Origin of the sequence: Mycolicibacterium setense (assembly GCF_000805385.1) — a bacterium.
GTDB classification, from domain to species: domain Bacteria; phylum Actinomycetota; class Actinomycetes; order Mycobacteriales; family Mycobacteriaceae; genus Mycobacterium; species Mycobacterium setense.
This window is the reverse complement of the sequence record NZ_JTJW01000009.1, coordinates 388,492-408,036: the sequence shown is the minus strand read 5'-3', so window position 1 is coordinate 408,036 and position 19,545 is coordinate 388,492. Positions and strand designations below refer to the sequence as shown.

The 19,545-nt window shown below is 65.7% G+C and carries 21 protein-coding genes; 12 read left to right on the top strand and 9 right to left on the bottom strand.

What is annotated here, in order from left to right:
- Window positions 1-15 precede the first annotated feature (15 nt).
- On the bottom strand, window positions 16-438 hold the full coding sequence (locus tag QQ25_RS24545; RefSeq protein ID WP_039381758.1) for a YybH family protein: 423 nt from the start codon (window positions 436-438) through the stop codon (window positions 16-18).
- A gap of 46 nt (window positions 439-484) precedes the next feature.
- Window positions 485-781: a DUF4193 domain-containing protein gene (locus tag QQ25_RS24540; RefSeq protein WP_039324183.1), complete on the bottom strand. Its 297-nt coding sequence runs from the start codon at window positions 779-781 to the stop codon at window positions 485-487.
- A gap of 156 nt (window positions 782-937) precedes the next feature.
- Between QQ25_RS24540 and QQ25_RS24535 the strand changes: the two genes are divergently transcribed.
- Both QQ25_RS24535 and QQ25_RS24530 read left to right on the top strand, forming a co-directional pair.
- Window positions 938-1,252: a hypothetical protein gene (locus QQ25_RS24535; RefSeq protein ID WP_230983377.1), complete on the top strand. Its 315-nt coding sequence runs from the start codon at window positions 938-940 to the stop codon at window positions 1,250-1,252.
- A gap of 24 nt (window positions 1,253-1,276) precedes the next feature.
- Window positions 1,277-2,245, top strand: a complete 969-nt coding sequence (locus QQ25_RS24530) for a TauD/TfdA dioxygenase family protein (protein ID WP_082017662.1) — start codon at window positions 1,277-1,279, stop codon at window positions 2,243-2,245.
- 14 nt (window positions 2,246-2,259) lie between these two features.
- Here the strand turns inward: QQ25_RS24530 and QQ25_RS24525 are convergent, their stop codons facing one another.
- Window positions 2,260-2,553 (bottom strand): hypothetical protein, encoded by a 294-nt coding sequence (locus QQ25_RS24525; protein WP_039324180.1) that lies wholly within the window; start codon window positions 2,551-2,553, stop codon window positions 2,260-2,262.
- 337 nt (window positions 2,554-2,890) lie between these two features.
- Here QQ25_RS24525 and QQ25_RS24520 point away from each other — a divergent pair, with 337 nt between their 5' ends.
- Window positions 2,891-4,555 (top strand): CotH kinase family protein, encoded by a 1,665-nt coding sequence (locus QQ25_RS24520; protein ID WP_039381543.1) that lies wholly within the window; start codon window positions 2,891-2,893, stop codon window positions 4,553-4,555.
- 4 nt (window positions 4,556-4,559) lie between these two features.
- Here the strand turns inward: QQ25_RS24520 and QQ25_RS24515 are convergent, their stop codons facing one another.
- Window positions 4,560-5,480, bottom strand: a complete 921-nt coding sequence (locus QQ25_RS24515) for a DUF3616 domain-containing protein (RefSeq protein WP_234711969.1) — start codon at window positions 5,478-5,480, stop codon at window positions 4,560-4,562.
- A 174-nt stretch (window positions 5,481-5,654) separates the two neighbouring features.
- On the opposite strand from QQ25_RS24515, the gene QQ25_RS24510 reads away from it, so the two are divergent.
- Both QQ25_RS24510 and QQ25_RS24505 read left to right on the top strand, forming a co-directional pair.
- The gene (locus tag QQ25_RS24510) at window positions 5,655-7,070 is read left to right on the top strand and encodes an amino acid ABC transporter substrate-binding protein/permease (RefSeq protein ID WP_039381753.1); all 1,416 of its coding nucleotides are present in this window, start codon (window positions 5,655-5,657) and stop codon (window positions 7,068-7,070) included.
- Window positions 7,067-7,840 carry an amino acid ABC transporter ATP-binding protein gene (locus QQ25_RS24505; RefSeq protein WP_039324174.1) on the top strand — a complete coding sequence of 258 codons (774 nt, stop codon included), beginning with the start codon at window positions 7,067-7,069 and terminating at the stop codon, window positions 7,838-7,840. Before QQ25_RS24510 ends, QQ25_RS24505 begins: the two co-directional genes overlap by 4 nt.
- Before the next feature lies 1 nt (window position 7,841).
- Here the strand turns inward: QQ25_RS24505 and QQ25_RS24500 are convergent, their stop codons facing one another.
- On the bottom strand, window positions 7,842-8,444 hold the full coding sequence (locus tag QQ25_RS24500; RefSeq protein ID WP_039324171.1) for a TetR/AcrR family transcriptional regulator: 603 nt from the start codon (window positions 8,442-8,444) through the stop codon (window positions 7,842-7,844).
- A 103-nt stretch (window positions 8,445-8,547) separates the two neighbouring features.
- On the opposite strand from QQ25_RS24500, the gene QQ25_RS24495 reads away from it, so the two are divergent.
- Complete coding sequence (locus tag QQ25_RS24495) at window positions 8,548-9,402, top strand: alpha/beta fold hydrolase (RefSeq protein WP_082017661.1); 855 nt, start codon at window positions 8,548-8,550, stop codon at window positions 9,400-9,402.
- Window positions 9,403-9,407: 5 nt separating this feature from the next.
- Here QQ25_RS24495 and QQ25_RS24490 read toward each other — a convergent pair whose 3' ends face one another.
- The gene (locus QQ25_RS24490; RefSeq protein WP_052236060.1) at window positions 9,408-10,103 is read right to left on the bottom strand and encodes a DUF3060 domain-containing protein; all 696 of its coding nucleotides are present in this window, start codon (window positions 10,101-10,103) and stop codon (window positions 9,408-9,410) included.
- A 245-nt stretch (window positions 10,104-10,348) separates the two neighbouring features.
- Between QQ25_RS24490 and QQ25_RS24485 the strand changes: the two genes are divergently transcribed.
- Both QQ25_RS24485 and QQ25_RS24480 read left to right on the top strand, forming a co-directional pair.
- Window positions 10,349-11,188 carry a peptidoglycan recognition protein family protein gene (locus QQ25_RS24485; protein ID WP_039324167.1) on the top strand — a complete coding sequence of 280 codons (840 nt, stop codon included), beginning with the start codon at window positions 10,349-10,351 and terminating at the stop codon, window positions 11,186-11,188.
- A gap of 458 nt (window positions 11,189-11,646) precedes the next feature.
- A complete protein-coding gene (locus QQ25_RS24480) occupies window positions 11,647-12,744 on the top strand; it encodes an MmpL3/TtfA transport complex stabilizer (protein WP_039381748.1) in 1,098 nt (365 codons plus the stop codon).
- A 1-nt stretch (window position 12,745) separates the two neighbouring features.
- Here QQ25_RS24480 and QQ25_RS24475 read toward each other — a convergent pair whose 3' ends face one another.
- Together QQ25_RS24475 and QQ25_RS24470 are read right to left on the bottom strand one after the other, a co-directional pair.
- Window positions 12,746-13,441, bottom strand: coding sequence for a response regulator (locus tag QQ25_RS24475; RefSeq protein WP_201774270.1), 696 nt, complete (start codon window positions 13,439-13,441; stop codon window positions 12,746-12,748).
- Complete coding sequence (locus tag QQ25_RS24470) at window positions 13,441-15,084, bottom strand: sensor histidine kinase (RefSeq protein WP_052236036.1); 1,644 nt, start codon at window positions 15,082-15,084, stop codon at window positions 13,441-13,443. Before QQ25_RS24470 ends, QQ25_RS24475 begins: the two co-directional genes overlap by 1 nt.
- 177 nt (window positions 15,085-15,261) lie before the next feature.
- Between QQ25_RS24470 and QQ25_RS24465 the strand changes: the two genes are divergently transcribed.
- The 3 genes from QQ25_RS24465 to QQ25_RS24455 all read left to right on the top strand — a co-directional run bounded on the left by QQ25_RS24465 (window position 15,262) and on the right by QQ25_RS24455 (window position 17,498).
- Window positions 15,262-15,528, top strand: coding sequence for a hypothetical protein (locus tag QQ25_RS24465; protein ID WP_039324163.1), 267 nt, complete (start codon window positions 15,262-15,264; stop codon window positions 15,526-15,528).
- A 158-nt stretch (window positions 15,529-15,686) separates the two neighbouring features.
- A complete protein-coding gene (locus QQ25_RS24460) occupies window positions 15,687-17,045 on the top strand; it encodes a cation:dicarboxylate symporter family transporter (RefSeq protein WP_039381537.1) in 1,359 nt (452 codons plus the stop codon).
- Between the two features lie 138 nt (window positions 17,046-17,183).
- On the top strand, window positions 17,184-17,498 hold the full coding sequence (locus QQ25_RS24455) for a hypothetical protein (protein WP_039324516.1): 315 nt from the start codon (window positions 17,184-17,186) through the stop codon (window positions 17,496-17,498).
- Between the two features lie 3 nt (window positions 17,499-17,501).
- Here QQ25_RS24455 and QQ25_RS24450 read toward each other — a convergent pair whose 3' ends face one another.
- Window positions 17,502-17,813 carry a hypothetical protein gene (locus tag QQ25_RS24450; protein WP_039324158.1) on the bottom strand — a complete coding sequence of 104 codons (312 nt, stop codon included), beginning with the start codon at window positions 17,811-17,813 and terminating at the stop codon, window positions 17,502-17,504.
- 108 nt (window positions 17,814-17,921) lie between these two features.
- On the opposite strand from QQ25_RS24450, the gene QQ25_RS24445 reads away from it, so the two are divergent.
- Complete coding sequence (locus QQ25_RS24445) at window positions 17,922-19,544, top strand: fatty acid--CoA ligase (protein WP_039381535.1); 1,623 nt, start codon at window positions 17,922-17,924, stop codon at window positions 19,542-19,544.
- Window position 19,545: the final 1 nt, after the last annotated feature.

The following is a 19,545-nucleotide window of genomic DNA, read 5'->3' as shown; positions in this document are numbered from 1 at the left end:
GGCGATTCGGCCAGATCACGGCGTGAGATTCACGATCGCCCTGCCGTACTCGAGGTCTGCCGGCACCGATACATGGTCGTGGAACACCAGCCAGATGCCGTCGACGCGCCGCAGGCAGGCCGTCCACCGCAGCCACATGTCGATGTCCCGGCCACTGGCCAGGGTGCCGCGGACGTGGTTGAGGCTGTGGACGAAGGCGATCTCGCCCTCGGTGGTGACGGTCAGCTCGTGTACGTCGTAACCGATCGGACCGGTGTAGGCCGTGAAGACCTCCTGCCAGGCCCGTCGCTTGTTGTCGTCACCGGCGTACCGGAGCGGGGCGCCGAGGTCGAACGAGACCACGTCGGGCGCGTACAGAGCCGTCAGGGTGTCGAGGTCGCCCGCACGGATCGCGTCCACACCCTCGGCGATGCGCTGTCGAATCGCGGCTTCAGTCACGAACGTCACGGTAGGCGACCGCAGCCGGCCACCGTCGCGGATCGCGTCAGACGCAGTCGACGCAGAACTGCTGATCGCCCTTTTGCAGGGCCATCCGGGTGCGGTGGTGCACCAGGAAGCAGCTGGAACAGGTGAACTCGTCGGCCTGCTTGGGGACGACCCGCACGCTGAGTTCCTCACCGGAGAGGTCGGCGTCGGGCAGGTCGAACGAATCGACCACCTCGTCCTCGTCGATCACTGCGGTGTTGGCCGAGGTGCGTCGCTGGGCAGCCAGCTCCTCGAGCGACTCGTCGGTGGCCTCGTCCGTCTCCTTGACGCGAGGTGCGTCGTAGTCAGTTGCCATAGATGATCCTCCTAATAACCAGACCAATGTCTGGCCAACGCCGCAGCGGGTCTCGTTGTTCCCCGGGCGAACGGCCCGTAAACGTCGGATGCACGTTAGCGTCTGAAGCCGCCGGGGTCTTCATCGGACGACGTGATGCTCGGTACAGTCGTCGGCGTGCATGACGATGTCAGAGGTTCGGACGCCGAGATTTTCGACGACGCCGAGCTTGATGAGTACCTCGATGACGACGATGCCGACTTGGAGGACCTGGACTCCAACGGTCAGCTGATCTCGATTCGTCGCGCCAACGGCGAGGAGATCCTCACCATCGTCGCCCAGGACGATGAATGGAATGTCGATCTGCAGCCGGGTGGTTCCGTGCAGAGTGCGTTCCTCGGTTCGCGGCGCGACACCCCGGTGTGGATCAACGCTCTCGACGGGCAGATCGAGCGCGACGACGACGGCACCTACGTCATCCGGATCGACTGACCCTCGCAGCTCTTTGCGCTCGTGATGAGCGCAACCGTGGTGTTCAGGCCCCCTGTCGCCGAGGGTGACGGGGTGTCCTCTCTGCGTGTAGTGAAGCTCGGGGCCCACATCGGGGCCCGCATGGATGGAATCGACCTCGACGGCACTCTCGGCCCGGCCACGGTGTCGGCGATCAACGATGCCCTGCTCGAGCACAAGGTCATCTTCTTCCGTGGGCAACACCATCTCGACGACGACGGTCAGTTGGCGTTCGCGCGCCTGCTCGGCACCCCGACGCGGGCGCACCCGACCGTCACCTCGCGCGGCGAGCGGATCCTGCCCATCGACTCGCGGTATGACAAGGCCAACAGTTGGCACACCGATGTGACGTTCGTCGACCGCATTCCGAAGGCCTCGCTGCTGAGGGCGGTGACGCTGCCGGAATACGGCGGCACCACGACGTGGGCGTCGACCGAGGCCGCTTACGACCAGCTGCCCGAGCCCCTGCGCGCACTGGTCGAAAATCTGTGGGCGGTACACACCAATCAGTACGACTATGCGGCCGATTACGACGGGCGTCACGACGATCTGGCCGATTCCGAGCGGCAGTACCGCGATGAGTTCGTCTCCGAGTACTACGAAACCGAACACCCCGTGGTGCGGGTCCATCCCGAAACGGGCAACCGGGTGTTGCTGCTGGGCCATTTCATCAAACAGTTCGTCGGGCTGAGCTCCGCGGAATCGGCCACCCTGTTCCAGTTGCTGCAGAGTCGGGTCATCAAGCTGGAGAACACGATTCGCTGGAGCTGGGAGCCAGGCGACCTGGCGATCTGGGACAACCGGGCCACCCAGCACTACGCGGTGGCCGATTACGACGACCAGTACCGCCGGCTGAGCCGGATCACCCTGGCCGGCGATGTCCCGGTGGATGTCCACGGTCGACGCAGCCGGGCCATCGCCGGCGATGCATCGCGCTATTCCGAGGTGGTCCCGCCGATCGCGCTGGCCGGCTGACCTGTGCCGGCCGGTCAGAGCCGTTCCATCTCCCGAGCCATCAGGCCGTTCTCGAGATAACTGCACCGCGAGGGGTAGTAGCGGGCGTGCTTGCGGTCGGCGCGGGCGTGCCAGTGTTCTGTCATCGATGCCACCGCATGCGACACCATTGCGACGACGTCGTGGTGGCCGCGGGTACCCGCCGCTGCGGCGGTACTGAACAGCACCTGCTGTTCGGTGATGAGTACGGGCTCGTGTGAATGACGGCCCGTTGCGGTCTGTCGTGAGGTTTCGCGCTTGATCACGGAAACCGGATTGAAAACGCTCATGTCGAAACTTCCTCTGAACCAAGCGCCGTACTCTTCAGCGCTCTGATGCAGAAAACGTACGGCCGCCGGTGGCGTGACCTCACGCGTAGTGCACTACCTCTATCTGTGGCGTCTTGGACCGAACGTTCTTTTACAGCCAGGCTTCCGGTGATGGACACGCCGATCGATTTGTAAAACCCAACACGCGCTTTGCCACTGGTCGATGGCGTGGTGGGCGGGACCTTTCCTGTGCAACTATCTGATTCCCGCGCAGTGCAATTGGATGGCCCCTCGCGTCGGCGTCGCGCACACTGATCGGCAAGGATGCGGCGAAAGGTGCTGACATGGGGGAGATCCGATGAGCGCGCAACAGCAGCAGAAGCTTGACGCGCTCTACGCACTCGACAATGTGCTGACCATCAGAATCACCATGGCGCAGGCAGATTGGGACGCGGTGCGCACCGAACAGCCCGCCGGGGGGATCTGCAACTTCGACTGGGACGGCGGTCCGCGCTATACCTGGCGCAAGGCCGCCTCGGTCGAGATCTCGGGTACGGCGTTCCCTGCGCGGGCCGAATTCAGCGATGTCGGCGTCAAGAAGAAATCCTTCTGCGGCTCGATAAACAGCGAAAAGCCCTGTATTCACCTGGATTTCGGCAAGTTCAGCGACACCAGTGAGGAGCTGGCCGAGGATCTGTTCGGATCGCGCTACCTGACTCTGAACAACTCGATCCAGGACTTGTCCTACATTCGCCAACCACTCGGCTACCGCCTGCTGGCGATGGCCGGGCTGCCGCATTCGAGGTGCAACTTGGCGCGCGTCTTCGTGAACGGCACGCCGATCGGCCAGGGCTTTCCCGGGGTCGACGCGCCCGGCGTCTACGTCAATGCCGAACCGATCATGAAGCGCTACATCGAGCGCAACTTCGGCAACATGGAAGGGAACCTGTACGAAATCGAGCACAGGGATGATTTCGTCGCAGGCCGCGTGCGCCTCATCGCCACCGAGTCACTGTCGGCGTTCGACAACAAGGCAGACCTCAAGTTCGCCATCGGCCACATCGCCGACCACGGGATCGCCGGTGCCGCGGACGTGTTCGACCTCGAGCAGTTCATCCGGTTGTACGCCATGGAGTTCTTCCTCAAACACTGGGACGGCTACTCCAACAACACCAACAACACCTACGTGTACAACGACGTCACCGCCGTCGAGGCGCCCGGAGCCGGCGACATCAAGTTCAAGCTGATCCCGTGGGGCATCGACCAGACCTTGCGCACCGATCACCGGTTCAAGCTGGGTGGCGCCGCGGTGCTCGCACGGCTGGTGCGTGCCGACGCGGCCCGCCGCGAGCAGCTGTTCGGTCAGATCCGCACCTTCCGCGACACGATTTTCAGCCGGGAATCCCAGCAGACGGTGCTCAGGCCACTGCTGGACCAGTTGCAAGGCCTGGTGAGCGAGCTCGGGGTACCAGATGCCGGCGTGCGGGTGGCGACCGTGCGCCAGCAGCTACGGCTGGCCGGATCAGCCGCCTATGCGTTGACCGGGATCCCCGACGACACCACCGTCTACCTGCTCAGTGAGGAGGCCGGCGCGGCCCTGCACGCCAGCAGCAGCGAGACGATCCCGCACGGGGCGTCCGTACCGGAGAACTTCGAGGTCTACCACTGGCCGCTGAAGGACGACGATGATCCGGCCGACCTGTGGCGGATCACTGCCGCCGGAGGCGGACGGAAATCGCTGACCAGCCAAGGCTCCGGGCGCGTGTTGCACGCCAGCAACAGCCTGACCACCGACCAGGGACACAAGTACCTCTACACCTGCGTGCCGGCCAACGCCGACCGCGCAGAGGAATTCGCGATCGTGCCCTCGGCATCGGTGCCTGCCGACTTTGCCTACAGCGGCTATTTCCGGCTGGTGAGCGCGCGGACCAACCTGCAGGCGACATACGGCATGGATCTCACCCCGGGTGGTCGGGCCCGGGTCCACCAGGAGCCACTCGGCTCGCGGATCTGCCTCTACTGAGGGTTCAACCGTCGGCCACCGCGTACCCGCCGCGGTCGTCGACGATGAGGATCCGTCGCCGGCCGTTCCGGTAGAACGCGGTGCAGCCCTCCGGCTTCATCGACGCACGGAAGCGCGCCCCGGTGACCCGTAGTGCGTCGGTGCCGCGGGTCCACGTGCACAGTGCGAACGGTTCGGCTTTCCTGCTCAACGACTTGCCGAGCAGGATCAGGAACTCTGCGGAACGCTCGTCGTACGAGATGTCGCGGATGCCCTGCAACGCCCCCGAATGGGGTACCCGCAGGGTCCGCGTGGCCGGGGCGCCCAGGGAGTCGGTGCTCCAGGCGGCAGTGCCGGCGTGCACGGAAACCTCGACGATCGTCACCTGTCCGGGCTGCGCAGGTCCCCGCACGCCGAACACCAGCGTGCGGGCGCCCGGATCCCATGCCAGACCTTCCAAGTTGAGCCCGCCGTCATCGGGTTCGCATGTGGCTGCGGTCGCCAGGGTGGGCGCATGCGCCAGCAGCCAGGACCGGAACCCCGTCATCGGTTCGGCTCGCAGGTCGCCGGAGTCGGTATAGGCGATGCGGACCAGCCCGTCATTGACCCGCGAGCCCGATACGGACAAGGACGACGCCGCGACGAGGTATGTCCGGCCGTCTGCGTCGACGCGCGTCAAACCCTCGGGATCGCCGAGCTGTTGCTCCGTCACTCCGGCCAGATCGCGTCGCTTGATCCCTTCCGATTTGTCGTTGTCGGGATCCAGGGTGAGCTCGAAAACCGCTGTGGCATCGTGATTGTCGATGAAGACGAACCGGTCCGGTGTCACCTGCACGACTCCGGATGCATTGAAAGCCACCCCGCCGTTGCGTTCACCGAACCGTTGGGACTTGATCCGTCTGTGGTCTCTGAACCGCTCCCACGACATCTTGAGCGACCCGGCCATGTGGCGATGCTAAGCCGGTGGCGTCCGCCGTACCCCGAAATCCCGCCCTAATGGGTGTCACGACGATAGCGTGAGGACTCGTCGTTTCAAACCTCGATAGGAGCCGCAGCGATGAGAGCCGAATCCACGTCGGGCGAGGGTATCGCCGGAGTCATCCGGTCCCCGCAACGGCTGATGGCCGCCGTCGTGGCGTTGATGGTCGGGCTGTTCGGGGCCGCGATGCTGGCTCCGGCCCGCGCTGCCGCCGAGGGCGAGTCTTACGTCGTCGCCACCGACATCACGTTCGCGCCGTTCGAATTTCAAGATGTTGACGGCAAGTTCGTCGGCATCGACATCGACCTCATCAAGGAGATCGCGGCGAACCAGAAGTTCGACGTCACGATCAAGCCGCTGGGATTCGACGCCGCGCTGCAGGCCGTTCAGGCCAACCAGGCCGACGGCGTGATCGCCGGTATGTCGATCACCGACGAGCGCAAGCGGGTGTTCGACTTCTCCGATCCGTACTTCGAATCCGGCGTGCAGATGGCGGTGCCGGCCGCCAACGAGGACATCAAGTCCTACGCCGACCTCAGGGGCAAGCGGGTCGCCGTCAAGAACGGCACCCAGGGCGCCGAGTTCGCCGCGTCGATCAAGGACAAGTACGGCTTCCAGATCGTCTCGTTCGCGGATTCGGCTTCGATGTTCGAGGAGGTCAAGACCGGTAACTCCGTTGCCGTCTTCGAGGACTACCCGGTGCTCGCCTACGGCATCCAGCAGGGCAACGGTTTCAAGACCGTGACGCCCAAGGAGAAGGGCTCCAGCTACGGCTTCGCGGTCAACAAGGGCCGCAACGCCGAACTGCTGACAAAGTTCAACGCGGGCCTCAAGGAACTCAAGGACTCCGGGCGCTACGACGAGATCGTCGAGAAGTACCTCGGCGAAGGGGCCACGGAGGCCGACAACTCCTTCGCCGGACTGGTCAAGAGCACCTTCCCGTTCTTGATGACCGGCCTGAAGATGACGCTGATCCTGACGGTGGTGTCGATCGCCATCGCGCTGGTGCTCGGTGTCATCTTCGGGCTTTTCCGGGTGTCGCGATCGATTGTGTTGCGGGGCATCGGCACGACGTTCGTCGACATCTTCCGCGGCACGCCGCTGCTGGTGCAGGCCTTCTTCATCTATTTCGGTATTCCGACGGCGCTGGGCTTCCAGATGTCGGCGCTGACCGCGGGCATCATCACACTGTCGCTCAACGCCGGGGCATACATGACCGAGATCGTCCGCGGCGGAATCCAATCGGTGGACAAGGGCCAGATGGAGGCGGCGCGCAGCCTCGGTATCGGGTACCTACCGGCGATGCGAAAAGTCATTCTGCCGCAGGCAATTCGGACCATGATCCCGTCGTACATCAACCAGTTCGTGATCACCCTCAAGGACACCTCGATCCTGTCGGTGATCGGCATCGCCGAGCTGACCCAGACCGGGCGGCTGATCATCGCCCGTAACTACCAGTCGTTCACCATGTGGCTGATCATCGGCATCATCTACTTCATTGTCATCATGGCGTTGACGAAACTTTCTGATCGGCTTGAGAAGAGGCTCGTGAAATGACCCAGCTGGTACCGGAAGCCGCGGCCGCCGAGCCCGAGGGCACCGTCAAGATCCGCATCGAGGGCCTCAAGAAGTCATTCGGCGATCTGGTGGTGCTCGACGGTATCGACACCACGGTCAGCAAGGGCGAGGTGGTCTGTGTCATCGGACCGTCGGGTTCCGGCAAGTCCACCTTCCTGCGGTGTCTCAACAAGCTGGAGGACATCACCGCGGGCAAGGTCACCATCGACGGGTTCGACCTCACCGATCGAAAAGTGGACCTGGACAAGGTTCGTCAGCACATCGGCATGGTGTTCCAGCACTTCAACCTGTTCCCGCACATGACGGTGATCGACAACGTCACGCTGGCGCCGCTGCTGACCAAGAAGATGGACAAGTCCGCCGCCGAGAAGCGGGCCATGGAGTTGTTGACCCAGGTGGGCCTGGCGGAGAAGGCCAAGGTCAAGCCCGCCACGTTGTCCGGTGGTCAGAAGCAGCGCGTCGCGATCGCGCGGGCACTGGCGATGAACCCCTCGATCATGCTGTTCGACGAGGCCACCAGCGCGCTGGACCCCGAGATGGTCGGCGACGTGCTGCAGGTGTTGCGCGACCTGGCCGAGGGCGGCATGACGATGGTCGTCGTCACCCACGAAATGGGTTTCGCCCGCGAGGTGGCCTCCCGGGTGATCTTCATGGCCGACGGCAACATCGTCGAGGACGACTCTCCGGCCGAGGTGTTCGACAGCCCCAAACATCCTCGGCTCCAAGAGTTTCTGTCGAAGGTGCTGTAGCTCAGCCCACGAACAGCCCGGCGACCAACGCGCGCGCCACCTGGCCGGCGTCGCGGCGAGCCGCGGCCGGGTCGTCGGCGGTCGCGATCAGCAGGGCCGCCTCGTCCAGCGCGCCGATGAGCATCGACGCGAGCGCATCGACCGGTAGTCCGGGCAGCTCACCGTTCTCGACGGCGCTGCGTATGCCGTCGCGCAAGGCGCCGAGGTAGTTGCGATTGTCGATCTCACGCATCTGCGCGAAGCCCAACGCGGCAGGCGCCTCCAGCACGCTGATCCGGGCCACGGTGGGGTCCAGGCAGCCGTCGAGGAACTCTTCGATCCCGGCCTCGAGCTGCGCTCTGCTGCTGTCATGGGCCAGGGCGGCCGGCAGGACCCGCTCGGCCAGTCGACCTTCGACATCCTCGTAGACCGCCCGGAACACCGCCTCTTTGGTGGGGAAGTGGTAGTACAGCGCGTTGCGGGTGACGGCTGCGACACGCGCGATGTCTCCCGTGGACACCGCCGCGTAGCCGCGTTCGACGAACAGCGAGCGGGCTGCGGCGATCAGCGCGGCCCGGGTCGCTTCACTGCGCTGCTCTCGTCCGTCGCGGGGATCGTCGCTCATCAGAGAATTTTAACAAGCTGTATGTATTGATGTTCGGCGCTTGGTGTGTTTGCATACAGTCTGTATTGATTGTCCCGGTGCTCGTGGCGAGAGGACGCAGAAGATGAACACGCTCAGTTCCCGGCGAATGGTCCCATTGCCCTGCGGGCCGGTCGGTGTACGTGAACACGGCAGCGGTAGGCCGGTGGTGCTGTTGCACGGCCTGGTGGCCAACGGGCTGGTCTGGCGCCATGTGGTCGGCGGCCTGGGGGACGGGTTCCGTTGCATCGCACCCGATCTGGCCCTCGGATCACACAGTCCCGCCTTACCAGGTGCCGATCTCACCCTGCCCGGTTTGGCCCGCACCGTCATCGACCTGCTCGACGCGCTCGGTATCGAGCAAGCGGTGCTCGTCGGCAACGGCTACGGCGGCGACATCGCCCAGGTGGTCGCGGCCGAGTATCCGCAACGGGTCGAGGCGCTGGTGCTCATCGCCACCAATGCGTTCGACTCCGATCCATGGCCGGTCAAGGTGCTGGCCCGGCTCGCCTCGCTGCCGGGCGCCGGGCTGTTGCAGTCGGCCGCGATCGGGCTCAAGCCCGTGCAACGGCTCCGCATCACCTACGGCGGCGCGACCAAGCGTCCGATCCCGGCCGACGTGATGGCCGAGTATCTGCGGCCGCTGCGTACGGATCCGTTGGTGCGCAAGGATTTCCGCCGGTTCCTCGGCGGGCTGTCGCCGGCCTACCTGGCGAGGTACTCACCGCGACTGGCCGACTACCAGCGGCCGGCCCTGGTCGTCTGGCCGCGCGAGGAGCGTTATTTCCCCGCCGAGGGCACGTCGCGGCTGGCGCAGACGCTGCCGCAGGCCGCGCTTGAGTTCATCGACGATTCCTATGCCTGGGCGCCGGAAGACAATCCGGCGCCACTGGTGGCCCTGCTGCGCGACTTCCTGGGGCGCCTCGACCGCTCGTCCTGAACCGGTCAGCCCTGCTCGACCACGTTGGACTGCCCCGAGTTCGCCACCTCTGGCTGCCCGGTGTGGAAGGTGACCCGGTTGTCGAATCCGGATACCCCGATGGATTCGACCGAGTCGACGGTGATGGTGTTCTCGATGCCGGAGACGACCACCGCGATGCAGTGACCGGTGATCTCCAGCGTGTTCCGCATGCCGCTGACCGTCACGGTGTTTTCCCGGCATTCGATGATCCGGTTCTGGCCGACGCCGGCGACCATCACCGTCTCGCCGGCCGGAACCTGTGTGGGCCCAACCGGTCCGGGCAGCGGCACGTCGCCGACAGTGGTCTGCCGGATGGTTGTCGACTGGCTGTCGGTGACCGTGTCGGTGTCGGTGCCGGCCGTCTCTGATTCGCCGAACGTCAGATACGCCGTCACCAGGCCGCCGACCAGCAGCGCCACCGCGAGCACGCCGAACATCAAGAACAGCGGTGCGCTGTTGCTGCGGCGCTGGGGCTGCGGCGCAGCCGGATACGGCTCGTAGCCCGGCCACGGCGCCGGTGGTCCCGGGGGTGGGGGCGGGAAGGAGCTCTGATGTGTCCAGGGCTGGGTCGGGGGAGGGCCGGCGGGAACCCCGGTGCCGAGCTCCGACGCGCGGGCGGCATCAGCGAGTGGGCGCTCGAGTTCCCGGATGCGGGCCTCGGGGTCGTCCTTCGGGTCCATGCGCAGATGCTCGCACATCCGACCGCTGCTGCGGGTGGGAAGTCGATGCGCCGCAGCGCGACCGCATTTGCTGAACGTGGCGTTCGCGAACCACGGTCGGCGGCATGAGCGCAGGTGGGATGGTGACGAGCAAAGTAGTTGATGCATAACCGATCTGGCCGTCGCGCGGTGTTCCGGGCGATGTCGGTGCCCGCGCGTAGGCTTGGTGGCACAGATGGTTTGCTGTGCGACGAAAAGGAATCTCAGTGCCTCAGACGGGACGATGGACCGGTGACCCGGTCTGGCTGGCCGATGTACTCCGGGCGGAGGGTGTCGGCCTCGTCGAGTATCCCGGCTGGCGTACGCGTGGGCACGGCGATTTCAAGGACATCCGTGGGGTGATGGTGCACCACACCGGATCTGACTCGGCTACGGCCGCGTCGATCGCCAATGGGCGCCCCGACCTTCCCGGCCCGTTGTCGCAGCTGCACATCGCACGCGACGGCACGGTGGCCGTCGTGGCGCTCGGGGTGGCGTGGCATGCCGGGATCGGCCAGTATCCGTGGTTGCCGACGAACATGGGCAATTGGCACATGATCGGTATCGAGTGTGCCAACAGCGGCACCAGTCCCACCGCGCCGCATCGCAAGAACTGGCCCGACGCACAGTATTTCGCGCTGGTGCGGTGTTGTGCCGCGATCAATCGCCGGTTGGCGCAGACCTCCCAACGCACCATCGGGCACAAGGAATATGCGGGCCGCGCGCAAGGCAAGTGGGATCCGGGCGCCATCGACATGGACATCCTGCGCGCCGACATCCAGGCGCAGATCGGCGACATCGCGAATCCGGCACCGACACCCCGGCCGCCGGTGCCCGTGGGGCAGTACACCGACACCCTGCTGTTCGCGCCCATGGAAGGCCCGCAGGTCGCCCAGCTCCAGCGTCGGCTCAAAGCGGCCTACGCGGGGTATGCGGGCGATCTTGAGGTCGACGGCGTCTTCGGCCCGCAGACCGAGGCTGCCGTCAAGGAGTTCCAGCGCCGCACGCGCGGACTCAAGGTCGACGGAATCGTCGGCCCGGCCACCGCTGCCGCGTTGCGGCTCTGACCGGTGTCCGGAGTTGTCGCTGTCGGCAGCGAACACGCCATCTGACACAGCTCAACTTTCACAGCCGTAACACATATCCGGTGTTTCTGCGCACCTGGGCGCATTGACGCCACAGAAAGTTTGCTGGCGTGTCGCGGTGTGATCTACGGCTCACTTTTGCCGGAGAAGGTAAGAATTGCTCTTGACGGCGCCGCTGATCGTGAAATGCACCGCGTCCCGCCGAAGCTTGGAAATGCCTGGTAACAAGCATTTAATCGAATGCGACCAAAAGGTAACGAGTCGATAACGAAGAATTTCCTAAGCGCATTCTGAGAGAGAATTGATGAGTGCCGCGTATTCGCTGCGAACTCGTCCAGGACCTGTCGGTTTGGTCGCTAGACTCGATGCAACCGCGCCACTCCCGGCGCAGATCGACTTGAAATCTAGAGCCGGTGAAAGCCTTGCCGGCGGAGGTGCCGATGACCATGGCAAACAACTTCCTGCGCGCGCTGACTGAAGCGCTGCGCCCTGGCCGCCATGACCACGCAATCGACGACACGTCGGCGTGCAGCGTCGCATTCGACGGTGCTCTCGACGACATCGACGTGGCCGGCCTGGTGGAGGTCGGACGGGGCCCGCTCGGGGACATCGCCGTGGACCCCGACCGCGACACCGCGGTGATCACCAATGCCGCGGCGCAGAGCGTGACCGTGATCAACCCCCACACCATGGGCGTGGTCGGTTCGGTCCGCCTGGCAGGAGACCCTTTCGCCGTCGTCGTCGCCGATGACCGCGCCTACGTCAGCGTCGCCACCGCCGGACACGACTCGATCGTGACGGTCGACACCATCACCGGCGCAGTGCTCAACGAGTACCCGCTGGCCTTCAGCGTCACGGCCCTGGCGATCAGCCCGGACGGCAAGCGCGTGTTCGTCGGCCGCACCGGCCACGAGCGCATCGACATCGCCGTCATCGACACCACCGCCGAGCGCGTGGGCACCATCGACATCGCCACCGGTTCCGGCGTCAGCCTGGATGCCCTGCAGATCGATCCGACCGGCAAGCGCCTGTACGTCGCCACCTCCGACGTCCGCGGCAGCCGGCTGGTCATCGTCAACACCGAAACCGCCCAGGCCCAGGCCACGGTGTGGATCGGTGCGCCGATCCGCGACATCGCGATCGGCGACGGCATCGCCTACGTGCTGACCTCCGACCTCGAGCACCGCGGTGTGGTGCACACCGTGGACCTGTCCGCCGGCACCGTCGTGGACGCGGTCGAGGTCGGTGCAGCGCCCACCCAGTTGGTGCTGAGCCCCGACGCCACCCGCGCCTACCTGGTCGACTACGACCGCGTCGTCGTGTGGTGCACGCTGACCAGCCAGATCCAGGGCAGCGTCGACGTGCACGCACAGCCCGCCGCGGTCGCCGTGCGCGCCGACGGCACGCGGCTGTACATCGCCGACTACGCCGGCCAGGTCAACGTCTTCGACGTCGCCGAGTCCCTGTACTCGCAGCTCGCCTCGGTGGATGCGGTGGAGATGCACCAGCTTCCCGCCCTGGAGCCGGCCGGCGCCTGATTCAGCGCCAGCGGTACCGCGTGCGCGGCCGCCCGGCCTTGCCGTACTCCGTGGTGCGGGATACGACGCCGTCATCGGCCAGACGCTCGAGATAGCGCCACGCAGTCACTCGCGAGACTCCGACCCGGTTGGCTGCCTCATCGGCGGTCAATCCGTTCGGATCGTCGCGCACCGCCACTGCGATCTCCTCGGTGGTCTGCGACGCCGCGCCTTTTACCGAGGACTTCGCAGATTCGCTTGAGGCGATCCGTAATTCGGCCAACGCCCGGTCGACTTCGGCCTGGCTGGCCGCATCGGTTCCCGACGGCAGCGCCGAACGATAGCGACGGTAGCGCTCCAGCCGATCGCGAAATGCCGCGAAGGCGAACGGTTTGAGCAGATACGCCAGTGCACCGTGGGACACCGCGGCGCGGACCATCTCCAGGTCTCGTTCGGAAGTGATGGCGATGATGTCAGGTGCGGGCCGCAGCCCGGAAAGACCGGACGCCAAGGAGATTCCGCTGGCGTCGGGCAATCCGATGTCCAGCAGCACCAGATCGACGGGACGCTCGGACGCGGCGGCCTCGGACGCCGCACGCATCGCGTCGCGAGCGGTGTGTGCCACCGCTGCCACCGAAAACCCTTCCAGGCGACCGAGATAGGCCTGATGGGCCTCGGCGATCAACGGATCGTCCTCCACGATCAGCACATTGATCATCATGCGTGGGGCGCTACCGGTACCGTCGCCGTGACCACCGAACCGTAGGTGATGTCGGTTCGCAGCGTCCCGCCGTGCCGTTTGACGGTCTGCGCCACAAGGGCCAGGCCCAGGCCGTGGCCGGACGAGTCCGACTTCGTCGAATATCCCCGCTGCATGGCCTTTTCGAAGGTGTCCGCGTCCATGCCGGGCCCGCTGTCGGCCACTCGGATCAACAATTCCTGATCGTCCTGGCTCACCGTGACCTCGATCCACGGGTCTTCGCGATCACAGGCATCCATCGCATTGTCGATCAGATTACCCAGCACCGTCACCATCTCCTGTCCGGTGAGCACCGCATGTGCGGCCAACTGTGTGTCCTCGGTGACCGTCAGGACGATCCCGCGCTCGTCGGCCTGCGCGGTCTTGCCGAGTAGCAATGCCACCAGCGCCGGTTCGTCGACGGCCAGCGACAATCGGTCCACCAGGCGTTGCGACAACTCCAACTCGCTGGTGGCGAACCGGACCGCATCCTCGGGCCGGCCCATCTCCACCATGGTGACCACGGTGTGCAACTTGTTCGCCGACTCGTGGGCCTGCGCCCGCAGTGAGTCGGCAAGGACCTGCAGCGAGCTGAGTTCGCCCAGGGCTCCCTGCAATTCCGTGCGGTCGCGGATCGTGACGACCTCGGATCTGTTTCCCCGGTGGCTTCGCTCCTGCCCGCCGGTCCTGACCCCCCGGTGGCTTCGCTCCTGCCCGCCGGTCCTGGAGTCGGTGACCCGGGCCCGATTGACCACCAGCACCCGATCCCCGGTGACGTGCAGCTCGTCGCGCGCCCCGGGATCGGCGCTGCGCAGAAAATCCGGCAGATCCTGTGCAGCCACCGGACCGGGCGGCAGTCCCAGTAGCCGGCGCGCCTCGTCGTTGGCCAGCACCACGCCGTCACGATCCAGCACGATGAGCCCCTCGGACACCGAATGCAGGATCGCATCGTGGTGGTCGTACATGACCCGTAGTTCGTCGGGCCGCAGACCACGCGTCTGGCGTAACAGCCTGCGCCGGATCGCCCAGCCACCCATCAGCGAAACGACCAGTGCGGCAATAGTTATCGCAGCGATCGCCGGTATCTGAGCGCGCCAGCGCTGTCCCAGGGTCTGTTGGGTGATCCCGGCCGCCACCAGGCCGACGACCCGTCCGTCGCGACCGTGCACCGGTGCGATCGCGCGCACCGAAGGGCCCAGCGTCCCGGTGTAGACCTCGCTGAACGTCTCGCCGCGCAACGCGGGCTCCACCGTGCCGAGATAGTGCCCGCCGATCTGGCGGGGGTCGGTATGGGTGAACCTGACTCCGTCCGGCGCCATGATCGTGATGAAGGCGATATCGGTGCCGGTGCGGACCGCCTCGGTCACCGGTTGCAAAACCGCTGTCGCAGAGCCTGATTCGATGGCCGCCGCAGTGGATGGGGAGTCGGCGAGGGCGGTCGCGATACCCACCACCTGCTGACGTGCCGCCTCCTGCCCGTCGCGGCGGGCATCGAGCAGGGCCAGGGCCGTGCCGGCCAGCACCACCACCGCGACCACCAGGACCTGCAGTGCGATGGCCTGCCCGGCGAGCGAGCGCGGCCAGGCTCGCTCACACAGCCGCCGCCACCTACGCCTCACCACACCTCCGGATCGTGAACGTACCGAACTACCAAGATAATCGCCGGAAAACCCTGGTAGCCGGTTCACTCGGACATCGCGGCGCCTATCCCAGCGTCAATTCGGGGATGCTGCCCCACGGCACGGAGTCGTAGAATCTGACCGTAAGCAGGGTCGAGGGAAGATCCAAGGGAGACTGCGATGAACTGCATGATTCATCGCCTGACAAGCGTCATCATGGCCGCGGTCGCGGCACTGGCAGTTGTGACGGTGATCGCCCCGGCGGTCGCCGATGCCGCCGAATGTGGGCCGGGCACCGTATACGATCCGCCGTCCGACTCCTGCGTGGCGGCTCCACCGCCGCCTCCACCGCCTCCGCCGCCGGCATGGAACGGCGACATCACTCCGTACTTCTCGGTGGGCGTCTGCGCGCCGATCCCGTTCGTCTCGCTCTGCACAGGTATCTGAGCAATTCCATCGCTGATCCGGTCCCGATGCCGCTGCGCTCGGGGCCGGATCGCTGCGTGAACGTAATGAACTAAAACGTGACCTGGCTCACCCTATGGTCGAAGGTGCTTGTAGAGCGCATTCGAAGTCCGACCGGACCCGACCTGGAGGTGGCACCGATGACCGTGTCCGTAGAACCACACCCCGAACCGGCGACCCCGCATCGTCGCGACCGCACCCACTGGCTCTACATCGCGGTCATCGCGGCCGTCGTTCTCGGTGTGGTGGTCGGACTCGTCGCACCCGAGGTGGGTAAGAGCGTCGGCGTGCTCGGCACCATGTTCGTCAACCTGATCAAGATGATGATCGGGCCCATCATCTTCTGCACGATCGTGTTGGGGATCGGCTCGGTACGTAAGGCCGCCACTGTCGGCAAGGTCGGCGGCTTGGCCTTCGGCTACTTCCTGGCGATGTCCACGATCGCGCTGACCATCGGTCTGGTGGTCGGCAACCTGATCCACCCGGGCAGCGGCATGCACCTGACGGAAAGCTCGGCAGGCAAGGGCGCCGAACTCGCGGAGAAGGCACACGAGGCCGGCGGACTCATGGACTTCGTCCAGGGCATCATCCCGGAGACGCTGTTCTCCGCGCTGACAGCCGGAAGCGTGCTGCAGGCACTGTTCGTGGCGCTGCTGGTCGGGTTCGCGCTGCAGGGAATGGGCAGCGCCGGTGAGCCGATCCTGCGGGGCATCGAGCACCTGCAGAAGCTCGTGTTCAAAGTGTTGATCATGATCCTGTGGCTGGCGCCGATCGGGGCGTTCGGCGCGATCGCCAACGTCGTCGGTCAGACCGGCTGGACCGCCGTCACGCAGTTGCTGACCCTGATGCTGGGCTTCTACGTGACCTGTGTGGTGTTTGTGTTCGGCGTCCTTGGCGTCCTGCTGCGTGCGGTGTCGGGGGTGTCCATCTTCAAGCTGGTGCGCTACCTGGCCCGCGAGTACCTGCTGATCTTCTCGACGTCCTCGTCAGAGTCGGCGCTGCCGCGGCTGATCGCCAAGATGGAGCACCTGGGCGTCGACCGCAGCACCGTGGGTGTCGTTGTGCCCACCGGATATTCGTTCAACCTCGACGGCACCGCGATCTACCTGACCATGGCGGCGCTGTTCATCGCCGACGCGATGCACGCCCCGATGTCCGTCGGGCAGCAGATCGGCCTGCTGGTGTTCATGATCGTCGCGTCGAAGGGAGCGGCCGGCGTGACCGGCGCCGGATTGGCCACGCTGGCCGGCGGCCTGCAGGCCCATCGCCCCGACCTGCTCGACGGCGTCGGGTTGATCGTCGGCATCGACCGGTTCATGTCCGAAGCCCGCGCGGTGACCAACTTCTCCGGCAACGCGGTGGCCACCCTGCTCGTCGGCTCGTGGACACACACCGTGGACAAGACCAAGGTCGATGCGGTGCTGCGAGGTGACGATCCGTTCGACGAACTCACCATGGTCGACAACCACGCCGCGGCGGCTGAACCCGCCCGCACATAGCGGCTCGACGGACGCGAAAGGCCCGGCCGGTGAATGGCCGGGCCTTTCGCGTTGAACTCACCACCGTTCCAACACGTAACAACGGTGAGGGCATCACCGACAAGGTGAGTGCGGGGCATTGAGAAAGAAGACACGGTCATGCGAACATCGATCGCCATATTGGCCGCGTCGGGGACGGCACTGGGCGCACTTCTGGTCACCGCCGGTCCGGCCCACGCCGAGTCGCCGATCGTCACCATCGGCCAACTGGAAGCCGAGGGCTTCCACGTCAACATCGACCGGGTCGGCAGTGCCCCACTCGATCAGTGCACGGTCACCAGCGTCCGCAACCCACAGAGCCAGACCAAGCTCATCCGGGTCGAACGGTTCGGCAAGAACGGCAAGAAGGAATTCGACCTGGTACCCATAGTGGTGCGCCGCACCATCACGGTGTCACTGGACTGTTCGAGGTAGCCCTCAGCGCTGGCAGTTGAGCGAGACCGACACGGTCCGGCTGGTGATCGATGGGACCAGGATCCGATCGCCACCGAGGCCCGGCCCGACGTAGGGCACCAATTGGCTGACCTGCTGGGGGTTGCGCACGCTGGTCACCGTGCACTTGTCCAGCGGCGCGGTGCCGATCTTGTCGATGGTGACGGTGTACCCCTCAGACTGCAGGCGATCGATCACCTGCTGGGCGGTTTCCTCCGCAGAGGCCACCGCGGACGACGCACCGACCATCCCGAACGCAGCTACCGCGACTGCCGCCAGGGACCATTTCACGCGCATCGGTCACGCCCTCTCGCCGTTGTCAGCTCATCTTCCCCTACATACATCGTTCAAGGAATTCGATTCGTTCCCGCCGACGCTTCCCTGAGAGCGCATAGCATCGCGCCCGTGAAGAGCACGATGCAGAACTGGCCGCTGACGATCGCCGCGATACTGCGGCACGCGTGCGGAATCAACGGCGACCGGACCGTCACCACCGCCTGCGGGCAGGGCCGCTACCGCACCATCAACTATCGGGAGCTGGGCGGGCAGGCAGCCCAACTGGCGCATGCCCTGCGCGGCGTCGGGGTCGACGGCGACCAGCGCGTCGGCACGTTCATGTGGAACAACACCGAACACCTTGCCGCCTACCTCGCCGTGCCGGCGATGGGCGCAGTGCTGCACACGCTGAACATCCGGCTGTCCCCGGAACAGATCGCCTATATCGCCAACGAGGCCGCCGACAGCGTGGTGATCGCCGACGCCTCCCTGGTGCCGCTGCTGGCCCCCGTGCTCCCGCTGTTGGAGACCGTGCACACCGTGATCGTCGTCGGCGAGGGCGACGTGGACGCGCTGACGGGTGCGACCGTGCTGCGTTGGGAGGAGCTGTTGGCCGCCCAACCCACTGAATTCGACTGGCCCGACGTCGACGAAAACGCTGCGGCGGCAATGTGTTACACCAGTGGTACCACGGGAAACCCGAAAGGCGTGGTGTACAGCCACCGGTCGAGCTACCTGCATGCGCTCAACACCTGCACGGCCAACGCGCTCGACGTCAGCTGCGGTGACTCTGTGCTGCCGATCGTCCCGATGTTCCATGCCAATGCGTGGGGATTGCCGTACGCGGCCCTGATGGCCGGCGCCAACCTGGTGATGCCCGACCGGTTCATGGACGGCGCCTCGTTGATCGAGCTGGTCGAATCACAGCGCCCCACGCTGGCCGGCGCCGTGCCGACCATCTGGAACGACGTCATGCATCGGTTGGAAAAAGAACCGGGACACGATGTTTCGTCGCTGCGACTGGTGGCGTGTGGCGGCTCGGCGGTGCCGCTCTCGCTCATGCAGACCTTCCAGGAGCGGTATGGCGTCTACATCCAGCAGGCCTGGGGAATGACCGAGACCTCACCTCTGGCGACGGTGGCCAAGCCGCTGCCAGGGGTGACCGAGGAACGCCAGTGGGAGATGCGGGTCAGCCAAGGCCGGCCGATGTGTGGCGTGGAGGTGCGCGTCGTCGACGACGCGGGTGCACCGCTGCCCAACGACGGCGACGCCGTCGGCGAACTCGAGGTGCGCGGACCGTGGATCACCGGGGCCTACTACCTGGACCGCGATTCCGAGAAGTTCGACACCGGCTGGTTACGCACCGGGGATGTCGGCTCGATCGATGCCCAGGGCTACGTCACTCTCACCGACCGGGCCAAGGACGTCATCAAGTCCGGCGGGGAGTGGATCTCCTCGGTGGAGTTGGAGAACCACCTCATCGCTCACCCCGCGGTGCTGGAGGCCGCCGTGGTCGGGGTGCCGGATGAGCGCTGGCAGGAACGCCCGTTGGCCGTCGTCGTGCTGGAGGAGGGTGCGTCGGCAGAGCCGGCCGAACTACGGGAGTTCCTGGCCGACAAGGTGGTTCGCTGGTGGCTTCCCGAGCGGTGGGCATTCATCGAGGAGGTGCCACGCACCAGTGTGGGCAAGTACGACAAGAAGACCATCCGGGCGCGTCACGCTGACGGCGCCTATGAGGTGATCACTCTCTGAT

Coding starts and splice junctions, on each gene's coding strand:
- QQ25_RS24490 (WP_052236060.1), bottom strand. CDS start 10,103: ATGGACCCGAAGGACGACCCCGAGGCCCGCATCCGGGAACTCGAGCGC.
- QQ25_RS24495 (WP_082017661.1), top strand. CDS start 8,548: ATGAACACGCTCAGTTCCCGGCGAATGGTCCCATTGCCCTGCGGGCCG.
- QQ25_RS24505 (WP_039324174.1), top strand. CDS start 7,067: ATGACCCAGCTGGTACCGGAAGCCGCGGCCGCCGAGCCCGAGGGCACC.
- QQ25_RS24525 (WP_039324180.1), bottom strand. CDS start 2,553: ATGAGCGTTTTCAATCCGGTTTCCGTGATCAAGCGCGAAACCTCACGA.
- QQ25_RS24465 (WP_039324163.1), top strand. CDS start 15,262: ATGAACTGCATGATTCATCGCCTGACAAGCGTCATCATGGCCGCGGTC.
- QQ25_RS24530 (WP_082017662.1), top strand. CDS start 1,277: ATGAGCGCAACCGTGGTGTTCAGGCCCCCTGTCGCCGAGGGTGACGGG.
- QQ25_RS24475 (WP_201774270.1), bottom strand. CDS start 13,441: ATGATCAATGTGCTGATCGTGGAGGACGATCCGTTGATCGCCGAGGCC.
- QQ25_RS24515 (WP_234711969.1), bottom strand. CDS start 5,480: ATGGCCGGGTCGCTCAAGATGTCGTGGGAGCGGTTCAGAGACCACAGA.
- QQ25_RS24450 (WP_039324158.1), bottom strand. CDS start 17,813: ATGCGCGTGAAATGGTCCCTGGCGGCAGTCGCGGTAGCTGCGTTCGGG.
- QQ25_RS24540 (WP_039324183.1), bottom strand. CDS start 781: ATGGCAACTGACTACGACGCACCTCGCGTCAAGGAGACGGACGAGGCC.
- QQ25_RS24480 (WP_039381748.1), top strand. CDS start 11,647: ATGACCATGGCAAACAACTTCCTGCGCGCGCTGACTGAAGCGCTGCGC.
- QQ25_RS24520 (WP_039381543.1), top strand. CDS start 2,891: ATGAGCGCGCAACAGCAGCAGAAGCTTGACGCGCTCTACGCACTCGAC.
- QQ25_RS24455 (WP_039324516.1), top strand. CDS start 17,184: ATGCGAACATCGATCGCCATATTGGCCGCGTCGGGGACGGCACTGGGC.
- QQ25_RS24460 (WP_039381537.1), top strand. CDS start 15,687: ATGACCGTGTCCGTAGAACCACACCCCGAACCGGCGACCCCGCATCGT.
- QQ25_RS24510 (WP_039381753.1), top strand. CDS start 5,655: ATGGCCGCCGTCGTGGCGTTGATGGTCGGGCTGTTCGGGGCCGCGATG.
- QQ25_RS24500 (WP_039324171.1), bottom strand. CDS start 8,444: ATGAGCGACGATCCCCGCGACGGACGAGAGCAGCGCAGTGAAGCGACC.